Source organism: Hymenobacter sp. BT730, assembly GCF_030542105.1.
In the GTDB taxonomy this organism is placed as follows: Bacteria; Bacteroidota; Bacteroidia; order Cytophagales; family Hymenobacteraceae; genus Hymenobacter.
Window position 1 is genome coordinate 643160 of the sequence record NZ_JAUOFB010000001.1, and the last position, 11154, is coordinate 654313.

Annotated in this window: 12 protein-coding genes; all 12 read left to right on the top strand. The window is 56.5% G+C overall.

Annotated elements, in window-relative coordinates:
• Positions 1-6 precede the first annotated feature (6 nt).
• Positions 7-195 carry a C1orf53 family protein gene (locus Q4G72_RS02725; RefSeq protein WP_303309903.1) on the top strand — a complete coding sequence of 63 codons (189 nt, stop codon included), beginning with the start codon at positions 7-9 and terminating at the stop codon, positions 193-195.
• Between the two features lie 97 nt (positions 196-292).
• Complete coding sequence (gene rpmB, locus Q4G72_RS02730) at positions 293-532, top strand: 50S ribosomal protein L28 (protein ID WP_044015540.1); 240 nt, start codon at positions 293-295, stop codon at positions 530-532.
• Between the two features lie 99 nt (positions 533-631).
• A complete protein-coding gene (locus Q4G72_RS02735) occupies positions 632-2278 on the top strand; it encodes an aminopeptidase P family protein (protein WP_303309904.1) in 1647 nt (548 codons plus the stop codon).
• A gap of 259 nt (positions 2279-2537) precedes the next feature.
• Positions 2538-3347, top strand: a complete 810-nt coding sequence (locus tag Q4G72_RS02740; protein WP_303309905.1) for a DUF5602 domain-containing protein — start codon at positions 2538-2540, stop codon at positions 3345-3347.
• 213 nt (positions 3348-3560) lie between these two features.
• Entirely contained in the window at positions 3561-3743 is a 183-nt protein-coding gene (gene rpmG / locus Q4G72_RS02745) for a 50S ribosomal protein L33 (protein ID WP_044510387.1), read from the top strand.
• Positions 3744-3750: 7 nt separating this feature from the next.
• Positions 3751-3912, top strand: a complete 162-nt coding sequence (locus Q4G72_RS02750) for a DUF4295 domain-containing protein (protein WP_071843814.1) — start codon at positions 3751-3753, stop codon at positions 3910-3912.
• A 186-nt stretch (positions 3913-4098) separates the two neighbouring features.
• The gene (gene ftsY, locus Q4G72_RS02755; protein WP_121236120.1) at positions 4099-5076 is read left to right on the top strand and encodes a signal recognition particle-docking protein FtsY; all 978 of its coding nucleotides are present in this window, start codon (positions 4099-4101) and stop codon (positions 5074-5076) included.
• A gap of 136 nt (positions 5077-5212) precedes the next feature.
• Complete coding sequence (locus Q4G72_RS02760; protein WP_303309906.1) at positions 5213-6361, top strand: acyltransferase family protein; 1149 nt, start codon at positions 5213-5215, stop codon at positions 6359-6361.
• Between the two features lie 226 nt (positions 6362-6587).
• The gene (gene rimO, locus Q4G72_RS02765; protein WP_303309907.1) at positions 6588-7904 is read left to right on the top strand and encodes a 30S ribosomal protein S12 methylthiotransferase RimO; all 1317 of its coding nucleotides are present in this window, start codon (positions 6588-6590) and stop codon (positions 7902-7904) included.
• A 137-nt stretch (positions 7905-8041) separates the two neighbouring features.
• Positions 8042-8854 (top strand): phytanoyl-CoA dioxygenase family protein, encoded by an 813-nt coding sequence (locus Q4G72_RS02770; RefSeq protein WP_303309908.1) that lies wholly within the window; start codon positions 8042-8044, stop codon positions 8852-8854.
• A gap of 103 nt (positions 8855-8957) precedes the next feature.
• Positions 8958-10550, top strand: a complete 1593-nt coding sequence (gene bshC, locus Q4G72_RS02775) for a bacillithiol biosynthesis cysteine-adding enzyme BshC (RefSeq protein ID WP_303309909.1) — start codon at positions 8958-8960, stop codon at positions 10548-10550.
• A gap of 6 nt (positions 10551-10556) precedes the next feature.
• Positions 10557-11135, top strand: a complete 579-nt coding sequence (locus Q4G72_RS02780) for a 5-formyltetrahydrofolate cyclo-ligase (protein ID WP_303309910.1) — start codon at positions 10557-10559, stop codon at positions 11133-11135.
• Positions 11136-11154 lie beyond the last annotated feature (19 nt).

Sequence of the window (11154 nt, forward strand, 5' to 3'; positions counted from 1 at the left end):
TTGTCCATGGCCGCCCCTTCCCAACCTCAACCTCTGCAGCCCGGCGACTATTACTTCACGTCGGAAGGGTTTATGGTCTTCACGGAGCAGTACCACCGGCGGCGCGGCACCTGCTGCGGCAGCGGCTGTCGGCACTGCCCCTGGCAGGCCGGCGGTACCAGAAAGAAGCCCTCCAGCGGCCCAAAACCGAGCTAACCCGCTATTTTTCAGTCGTTGGGTTTGTTACTGTCGAAGTTATACCGATATTTGCGTCCCTTTTTCAAGCACTGAAACCTTCAAGTCCCTCTATATCATGGCCCGAGTTTGTGATCTGACCGGCAAGCGTACCCGCGTAGGCAACAACGTTTCGCACGCCAACAACAAGACCAAGCGCAAGTTCTACCCGAACCTGCAGAAGAAGCGCTTCTACATCCCCGAAGAGGATGCTTGGGTTACTTTGAAAGTAGCGACCAGCACTATCCGCACCATCAACAAGAACGGCATCATGTCGGTCCTGAAGAAGGCAAAAGAGCAGGGCTTTATCGTTTACTAGTTTTTTTGGAAGTTTAGGAGCTTTTTAGTGAAGCTGCGGGTAGTTGAACGCAACGTTTCAGCTGCGCGCGAGTCTCTTCGCCGACTAAATCTCCTTCCTGTGCTTCCAGCCAAACTCCTTCGCCTAGGGCAGCTCACGCTGCTTTCGGCCCTGTTGGCCGCCCCTGTGGCTGCCACCTATGCCCAGCGCGCCGCCGGTCCCGACCGGCCGGCCGATTTTCTGGACCCCGCATTTCACCGGCAACGGAGAGAGCTACTGCGTCAACAGATGCCGGCTCGCTCCGTTGCCGTTTTGTTTGCGGCCCCCACGCGCAACCGCGCCAACGACGTCAGCTTCCTCTACCATCAAAGCCCGGATTTCTTTTATCTGACCGGCTACGATGAGCCCGATGCCGTGCTGGTGCTCTTCAAAGAGCCGCAGACCATCAATGGGCAAACTGGCATAACAGAAGCCCTGTTCGTGCAGCCCCGCGACCCAATGGCCGAGCAGTGGACCGGCCGCCGCCTGGGCAGCACTGGCGCTAAAGAGCAGCTAAAACTCCAGTATACTGCCGATAATAAAGCATTTGCCGGAGCTGGTATCCGCTGGGCCGACTTTGGGCAGGTATTGTTCACGGATCTGCCCACCGACGTGCGCGATGATGCCCGTGACCCCGCCGACCTATACAATCTGGTAGCCGATTTCCGGCAGCAGGCCGCCGTGCCAGCCGACTATAACCCGGCCCGGGCCGAACTGTATAACCGGTTACAGCGCTCAGGAGTGACCAATGCCCCGCAGATAAAAGGGTATCTGGAACGGTTGATGAAAGACCAGCCTGCTCTCGCCTCCGACGCCTACATTCAAGGATACCTAAAGGCCACCACTGATGCCGAGCGCCAGAAGGCATTGGAGGCACGGCCCGTGAGCCGGCACGATGCCAGCTTACTGAATAATGCCCTGGACCAGCTGCGCGAGATCAAAACGCCGGAAGAGCTGGCGCACCTCCGCCGGGCCATTAGCATCAGCGCAGTAGGCCAGCAGGAAGTCATGAAGGCGCTAAAGCCGACTATGGGCGAAATGGAAGTGCAGGGCCTGCATGAGTATGTGTACAAGAAATACGGGGCTGAGTTTGAAGGCTACCCCAGCATTGTGGGTGCTGGCGCCAATGGCTGCATCCTGCACTACGAAACCAACGACAAGACCCAGGTAAAAAACGACCTGCTGCTGATGGACTGCGGTGCCGAATACCACGGCTATACCGCAGACGTAACGCGCACCATTCCGCCCAGTGGCAAGTTCAGCCCCGAGCAGAAGCAGATTTATGAGCTGGTGCTGGCAGCGCAGGATGCGGCCTTTGCGGAGTGCAAGCCGGGCAAAGGTTTCAGTGACCCCGGCAAAGCGGCCCAACAGGTAATTACGGCCGGACTGCAGAAGCTGGGCATTATCACGAAGCCCGAAGATGTGCGCCGCTATTTCCCGCACGGTACGTCCCACTATCTGGGGCTGGACGTGCACGACCGGGGCACTTATGGACCGTTGCGCGCCGGTAACGTTATTACGGTGGAGCCAGGTATCTATATTCCCGAAGGTAGCCCCTGCGATAAAAAATGGTGGAACATCGGCGTGCGTATCGAAGATGACGTGCTCCTAACCAGCAACGGCTACGAAAATCTCTCAAAAGATGCCCCGCGCACAGTAGCGGAGATTGAAAAGATGATGGCTAAATCCAGCGCGCTGGATGGCTTTAAGCTGCCAGTGCTGAAGTAGCAAACCAATGGTATTCGGGGCAGGTATCATAATGCTGCACCCCGAATACCGTTGGTTTTGTATATATTTGAACTATACTATTTGATACCTAAATCATTAGGTGCTGCCGCTCCTGCTAGCGGAGCGTAGCACAGATGCCGAGTCCCTGGCAGGATGTTTCCCATGCCAGAGTCTTCCTAGGCAGACTAGCCCGAGCAGAGCTGGTCTGTAGTCGTTCTGCTCTGTAGGAAATGTGCGGTTGTTTTTATTTCTATCCAGTATGGTTACTTCTCGCTTTATAGGGCTGCGCCTTGTGCTGGCTTTTATTTTGGTTGGTGGGGCTTCATTTACTGCTGCTTGCAACAATAACAGAGACGGTAACACCCTGCAGACACCCGTTACCACGTTTGGCAAGGCCGTGACGGTGGGTAATGGCTCGGCGCGCAGCTTTGTCACAGTAGATGCCAGTGGTAATCCATCCGAAATAGGCGTGCGCCTGACCGAGGCGGCCCTTACCGGGCTGCCGACAACTGATACCAATCCGCCTGCCTGGTTTGTGCTCGACCTGCCTGCTAATACAACAACGAAGCTGCCCTTCAATCATCTTTCCTTCGACTGGAACCCGCATGGTCACGAGCCGGCCGGCGTGTACGATTTACCCCACTTCGACGTGCACTTCTATATGGTTTCGATGGCGGAACGCATGCCAATTACCTTAGATGATGCCAAAGGTGATATTATGCCGGTAGCCAACCTGCTGCCTGCCGGCTATCAAACGGCGCCCAATGTAGTGCCCGGCCGCACGGTGCCGATGATGGGCCGCCACTGGGTAGATCCTAACAGCCACGAGTACCATGGGGCGGCCTTCACGCAGACCTTCATCTATGGTTCCTACAATGGAAAGGTCATTTTCCTGGAGCCCATGGCTACGAAAGCCTATCTGGAGCAAAAGAAGACCGAAACCTTCCCCATCCCCCAGCCGGCAGTGGTGGCCAAAACGGGAGTGTATTACCCCACCAAGTACACCATTGGTTATGATGCGGCCACGAAAGAATATGTGGTGAAACTCCACGACATGGTGCTGCGGTAAATTTCCTCAGAACTAATGCATAGGCAGAAAGCAACGGTCTCAGGATGTTGTTTTCTGCCTCTACTCTGCAGAAAGCAGTCAAAAGTCAACCCATTTGGGGCGTAGCACAATGAAAGTCAAAAAGATATTCGGGAAGGTATTGTTCGCCGGAGTGTTTGACAATTCCAAAATCCCGTGTACCTTTGCAGTCCTTAATCCAAAAACTAAGTCGAGATGGCTAAAAAAGGAAACCGGGTGCAGGTAATCCTCGAGTGCACCGAGCACAAGAACTCGGGTCAGCCGGGCACCTCGCGCTACATTACCACCAAGAACCGCAAAAATACTCCTGAGCGCATTGAGCTGAAGAAGTTCAACTCTGTGCTCAAGAAGATGACCGTTCACAAGGAAATCAAGTAATTGAGCAATGGCTAAGAAAGTAGTAGCAACCCTGAAAACCCCAGGCGGGAAGGATTGGGCTAAAGTGATTCGTGCCGTTAAATCGGAGAAAACTGGTGCCTATACGTTCCGTGAGGAAATGGTGCCCGTTGATAAAGTGCAGGACTACCTCGCTACTGGCGTTAAGTAATCCGGCGCCCCAGTGGCATACCAACCGAAGTGAAGAAGTCCCGCCATCGTGGGACTTTTTTGCGTTGTAGTGCGGAGCTCCAGCTTTGCGCCTTTTTAAACAAGCGGCTCGGCGGAAACGTAGGGCGGTTTGTTTCACCGTAGCACCGCCGCGCGAAGCTGGAGCTTCCCGCAACATCCTGACCGCATGGGACTTTTCGATTTTTTCAAGAAGGACAAGGAAAGCAAGGAGCAGCAGCAGGCCCTTGATGAAGGCCTGCAGAAGACTAAAACCAACTTCTTTGATCAGCTAAGCAAAGCCGTGGTGGGCAAAGCCACCGTGGACGAAGCTGTGCTGGATGACCTGGAAACCATGCTGGTGCATGCCGACGTAGGCATCGACACCACCGTGAAGGTCATTGACCGGATTGAGAAGCGCGTAGCCCGCGACAAGTACGTGAGCACCTCCGAGTTGGACCGCATCCTGCGCGAGGAGATTGTGGAGCTACTGGACGCCAACAGCGGCGCCACCGGCTCCCGCGCCATTCTGGACCGCGCCGATAATCCCGGCCAGCCCTTCGTGATTATGGTGGTGGGCGTGAATGGGGTAGGCAAAACCACCACCATTGGCAAGCTGGCCCACCGTTTCCACTCCGCTGGTAAGAAAGTGGTGCTGGGCGCCGCCGACACCTTCCGCGCCGCCGCTGTAGACCAACTCATCATCTGGGGTCAGCGAGTGGGCGTACCGGTTATTTCCCACGGCATGAACACCGACCCGGCGTCCGTGGCCTACGATGCCGTGAAGAAAGGTGTGGAAATGGGCGCCGATGTGGTCATTATTGACACCGCCGGCCGCCTGCACAATAAGGTGAACCTGATGAACGAGCTGACTAAAATCAAGCGCGTGATGCAGAAGGTGATTCCCGATGCGCCCCACGAAGTGCTGCTTGTACTGGATGGCAGCACCGGCCAGAATGCCTTCCTGCAAGCCAAGGAATTCACCAAAGCCACTGAGGTAACGGCTCTGGCTATCACTAAGCTCGACGGCACGGCCAAAGGCGGCGTCGTTATCGGTATCAGTGACCAGCTGAACGTGCCCGTGCGCTATATCGGCGTAGGGGAGAAGATGACGGACCTGCAGTTGTTTGACCGCCATACCTTCGTTAACTCTCTATTTAAGAAGTAAAGCTCCCTACCTGGCTAATGCCAAGGTGGTCATTGAGTTAAACAAAAAAGAGCTTCCCGAACGACAACGTTTGGGAGGCTCTTTTTTTATATCAAGGCAGGCAACGATTAGCTACCTTAAGGGCATCTCAGCCCATATGCAGCTCGTTTCTACCCTTCCTTCCGCTGAACCGGGCACCACTGCCCGCCTCGACCCTTTTCTAAGCCAGAAGCTCCGCTTTTGGTCTTTGGTGGCCATGGTGCTGCTGGTGTATGTGCACGGCTATAACCTGCACCCGCGCTACCTCCAGCCCTGGACACCGGTGGACGAGCCGCTTTCTGTGGGCTCCTGGCTGCAGTATTTCCTGGCCAACGGGCTGCTGCGCTTCCGCATTCCCATTCTGTTTGCCATTTCCGGCTACCTGTTTGCCCACCACGATGCTGCTACGCCACACAAGGAACGGGTGAAAAAGCGCCTGCGCACATTGCTGGTTCCTTATCTGCTGTGGAGTGCTATTGGCTTGGGTATGACGTGGGCGATGGAGCAGCACCCTTATACCCGGCAGCTGGTGCTGGATGCCGCCCTGAGTATTTTCGGCCCACAGAATCCCTTGGTGAGCGGTTATAGTCCTGGCCAGCTGCTGTTGCGCTGGCTGCTGCTGCCGGTGCCATTTCAACTGTGGTTTTTGCGCAGCCTGCTGGTATATAACCTGGCTTACCCCTGGCTGCGCAAAGCATTAGAGCGCGGCCCGAAAATTTATTTTGCGGTGGCTGGCTTGCTTTGGCTGCTGGATATAGGCGTGCCGCCGCTGTTTGAAGGAACTGGTCTGCTGTTCTTCGCGCTGGGCGTATGGCTGCGCAAGCGCGAAGTGAATATGCTGACGCCGCCCCACTGGTTGCGGTTGGGCCTGTTGGCGGCTGCTTGGCTGGGCATTGTTTCCCTGAAGACCTGGCTGGCCTTTTACCTGCAACAGCCACCATTCTTTCCCATGCTGTTGCTGCACAAAACCGCGGAGGCGCTGGGTGTGCTCGTTATGTGGTTTGGGGCTGATGGACTGGTGCGCGCGGCTATGCGGCAGCGCTGGTTTGTGTGGCTCACGGCCTTCTCCTTTATGATTTATGCCTTGCACGTGCCGCTGGTAAACTACGCTACCGAAGCGGCGTTGCGCCTATGGCCCCAGCAGAACCTGCTGGTCTTCCTATTTCTGCCGCTGGCCATTGTGCTGGTAGCTATCCTGTTGGGTGCTGTGCTACGCCGCATCCTGCCTGGGGTGTACGGCCTGCTCACGGGCGGCCGGGGTCTGTAGGGAAGCCCTTCTAATTTTCTTTATAGCTCCCAAATTGCTTATAGAAGGAAGCCACGGTTGGTGCGTGTAGAGATACCCGATAGGCCTCTTCCCAGCAAAGGAACGTTCACAGTAGGAAAAGGCGTTGCCTCGTTCGTACCTTTGCGGTCCAATTTTCGCCGCGAGCCCAAACCGGCAACCTTCTCAGGCAGAAGAAATTGCCCACCGGCTCGTTTATACCATTTGCATGAAAGTCAGAAGCCAGCAGGCCAATAAAGTCAACGTTATTACCCTCGGTTGCTCTAAAAACGTTGTCGACTCGGAAGTACTGATGGGCCAATTGCGCGCCAACCAGTTTGAGGTAACGCACGAAGCCGATAAGAGCGACGCCAACATCGTTATCATCAATACCTGTGGCTTCATTGATAACGCCAAGCAGGAAAGCATTGACACCATCCTGCGCTACGCCGACGAAAAAGAGGCCGGCAAGCTGGAAAAGCTCTACGTAACCGGCTGCCTTTCGCAGCGCTACAAGGACGACCTCGAAGCTGAGATTCCGCAAGTAGATGCTTATTTCGGTACCTTGGAATTGCCCCAGCTGTTGAAAACCTTGGAGGCCGACTACATGCACGAGCTGGTAGGCGAGCGGCTGCTGACTACGCCCAAGCACTACGCCTACTTCAAAATTGCGGAAGGCTGCAACCGGCCCTGCTCGTTCTGCGCCATCCCGCTGATGCGCGGCAAGCACGTAGACCGTCCCATTGAAGACTTGGTGAAGGAAGCCCAGCGCCTGGCCAGCATGGGCACCAAGGAGCTGATCCTCATTGCCCAGGACCTGACCTACTACGGCCTGCAGCACTACGGCGAGCGGAAGCTGGCCGACCTGCTCCGCAACCTCTCCGACGTGAACGGCATCGACTGGATCCGGATGCAGTATGCCTACCCTTCGCAGTTCCCGTTGGATGCGCTGGACGTGATGAACGAGCGTAGCAACATCTGCAAGTACCTGGATATGCCGCTGCAGCATATCTCGGATAACATGCTGAAAACCATGCGCCGCGGAATCAGCAAGCGTCGCACGGTGGAGTTGGTGGATACCATTCGGCAGCGCGTGCCGGGCATTGCCCTGCGTACCACCCTTATTGCCGGCCACCCCGGCGAGACACAGCAGGACTTCGAAGACCTCTACAACTTTGTAGAAGAAACCCGCTTCGACCGGCTGGGCATCTTCACCTACTCGCACGAGGACAACACGCATTCCTACACCCTGGAAGACAACGTGCCCGCCGACGTAAAGCAGGACCGCGCCGACCAGATTATGGAGCTGCAGCAGGGCATTTCCATGGAGCTGAACGAGCAGAAAGTAGGGCAGACCTACAAAGTGCTGTTCGACCGGAAAGAGAGTGGCTACTTCGTGGGCCGCACCGAGTTCGACTCGCCGGAAGTAGACAACGAAGTGCTGGTGCCCGCCAACATAGACACCCACGTTCGCCTCGGCGACTTTGCCACCGTGAAAATTAACGAAGCCTCCGACTTCGACCTCTACGGCGAACTGGTGCGCTAGAGGTTTTAGAGAAAAAAGCCGTCATGCTGAGCTTGTCGAAGCATCTCTACTGCAGTAGTAATTCAGGCTACTTTTGCGGTAGAGATGCTTCGACAAGCTCAGCATGACGTTTTATAATAGTTCATCAGGTTATTGGCATGAAAGCGCAGATCAACAAGCGGGAGGTAGAGTATCGGATTGAAGGCGAAACCGGCCCCCAGCAGGAGCAGGTATTGCTGGCCGATGCGGTTGATCTGACGGCCGGTACCGCTTGGGCTGCGCAGGGCTATACTGTAGCCCCATTTCTTTCTACTGCTGAGCAGCGTCAATTGCAGCTGGGGCTGGAAGCATTAGTGCGCGAGGCGCTTACTAACGCCGGCCAGCTAGTAGCGACAGATTTTCCTGTCAACCAATATCATCAGATAGTCAGTGACGACCGGGAACTGCATCTGGCTGTCATCAACCAAACCAAAGAATACCGGCAGGAGTGCCTGCCGGTGTCGGCGGCTTTGCTGGAAGCGCGGGTATCGGAGCTGTGCGGGCGGCCGGTGCGGGCACTGAACCCCTGGGACGGGGAGCGGTTTTTTCATCTGCGGATTGTACGGCCCAACCGCGCCGACAACAACCCCCTACACCGCGACGTGTGGCTCCCGGATTACCGGGACTGCCTCAACATTTACGTGCCCGTAACGGGCAGCACCCCGGATTCCTCCCTGACGCTGGTTCCCGGCAGCCACTGGTGGCCGGAAAACCGCACGGAGCGTACGCGGGGTGGGGCCGTTTACAACGGCGTTTCCTTCACCGTGCCGGCTGTAACGGCTGCCGCCGAGCCCTTGGAAATCATTCGGCCCAACCCCGGCCCGGATGAGGTGCTGCTGTTCTCGCCTTACTTACTACACGGCGGGGCCGTGAACCTGAATCCGGACGAAACGCGCATTTCGCTGGAAATGCGGTTTTGGTCGACGGAATAAACTGCCTGACCAAGAGCGTATTGGCGTGGAAAAAGCGGCGGGTCGAAAATTGCCAGTTACTTTGTAGCGGCTGGCTGGTTATAGCCGAATATTTTCTCTGCGTATGTCTGTTACGACCCTTAGTTACGCCAATACCGGCGCGTTTTCTCCCCTGCTGACCGATTACCTGGCGCATCACGAAGCCCTGACGCCATTTTATAACCGCTTCCCGCAGCTGGATGAATTTGCTGCTCAAATAGAAGAAAAGCGCGCTTCTTATACCCCCGAAGCCCGCCAGCGCCTGGTAGCAGCCCTGCGCGAACAGTACGCCACGCTGCCGACTGTGCACCCAGCCGTGCAGGCAAATATTGACCTGCTGGAAAAAGAAACCACGTTCACCATCACCACCGGTCATCAGCTCAACCTGCTCACCGGGCCGCTGTATTTCATCTACAAGATTGTAACGGCCGTGAAGCTGGCCCGCCAGCTGAAGGAAAAGTTTCCGCAGTACGATTTCGTGCCGATGTACTGGATGGCCACCGAAGACCACGATTTTGCCGAAATCAACCACATCAACCTGTTCGGCAAGAAGTACGAGTGGAATGCCGCCGAAACCGGTGGCCCAGTAGGTCGCCTGCCCTTGGCCGGGTTGCAGGAGGAAGTGCTCAGTCAACTGCCGGCCGATGTACCAGCTGCCTTCCGTGATGCTTATGAGCAGTCGGGTAACCTGGCGGAAGCCACGCGCCGCCTGACGCACGCCCTGTTTGGGGAGTTGGGCTTGGTGAGCATTGATGGAGATATGCCCGCATTAAAGCAGGCCCTGGTGCCGGTGCTGGAAAAGGAAATTCGGGAACAGGCTTCTAACCGGGCGGTGCAGGCGGCCAATGCCCAGCTGGAAGCCGCTGGCTACAAACCCCAGATATATTCGCGGCCGCTGAACCTGTTTTTTCTGACCGATACGGGCAAGCGGGAGCGGCTGGAGTACGATGCCGCCCAGGACTGCGTTCAGATTACGGTGCGCAACACGGGCCGCTGTCATAGTCAGCAGGAACTGCTCGAGCTAGCCCGGCAGCACCCGGAGCACTTCAGCCCCAACGTGGTGCTGCGGCCCCTATACCAGGAATTACTGCTGCCCAACCTCTGCTACATTGGCGGCGGGGCTGAAGTGGCTTACTGGTTTCAGCTGAAAGGCATATTTGAGGAGAACAACGTGCCGTTTCCCATTCTGCTGCTCCGCAACTCCGCGCAGTACATTGGCAAGGCCAACGCAGGCAAGCTCCGCAAACTGGGCCTCACCGCTACCGATATTTTCCGGCCGCTGCCTGAACTGAAAAAGCAGGTAGGTGCTACCCTGGGGCAGGAAGAAGTAAGCCTGAAAGAACAGCAGGAGCAACTGGCAGCCGCTTTTAAGTCCGTTGCCGATCTGGCCCAACGCCTTGACCCCACGCTGGTGCGCACGGTGGCGGCCGAGCAGCAGAAGGTATCAGGTATTGTAACCGGACTGGAAAAGCGCCTGAGCAAAGCCGCCGAGGCCAAGCACGAAACTGCCTATAGCCAGCTGGCGGCGCTAAAGGAAAAGCTGATGCCTAACGGGCACCTGCAGGAACGGGAAGACAATGTGCTCAGCATCCTGATCAATAACCCGGGCTTTATTCAGCAACTCTTGGAGGCCTTTGATCCGCTGGCCCTGGAGTTCACGGTGATTGAGGAAGAGTAAAAGCGTATGCTGAAAGCTGACCTGCGCCGCCTGATGCTGGAACGCCGCCGCGCCCTGCCGGAAGCGGAAGTGCAGCGGCGCAGCCTGGCTCTGCGGGAGCAGTTGGTTCAGCATTTCTCGCTTACCGACTGGCGCTGGCTGCATTTGTTTCTGCCCATTCCCCATCACCAGGAACCTGATACCTGGGAGATTGTCAACTGGATTTGGGAACACCAGCTGCCGGTGAGCCTGGCCGTGAGCGTAGTGCAGCCTGATGGCTTGAACCTGCTGCATTATGAGCTGGCACCCGATACCATGTTGCGTACCAACCGCTGGGGTATTCCGGAGCCCGTAAATGCCCCGGAAGTACACCCTCAGGAGTTAGATGCGGTGCTGGTGCCCTTGCTGGCCTTCGATCAGCAGGGGCACCGCGTGGGCTACGGCAAAGGCTTCTACGACCGGTTTCTGCAGCAGTGCCGTCCCGATGCCTTGCGTATTGGCGTCAGCCTGGAGCCTCCCGTGGAAAAGATTACGGACAGCTGGGGAGGAGACGTTACGCTAAACGCCTGCATCACGCCGGAGCAGGTGTGGCATTTCAATAGCTAAGTGAAGCACCCTAAAAATA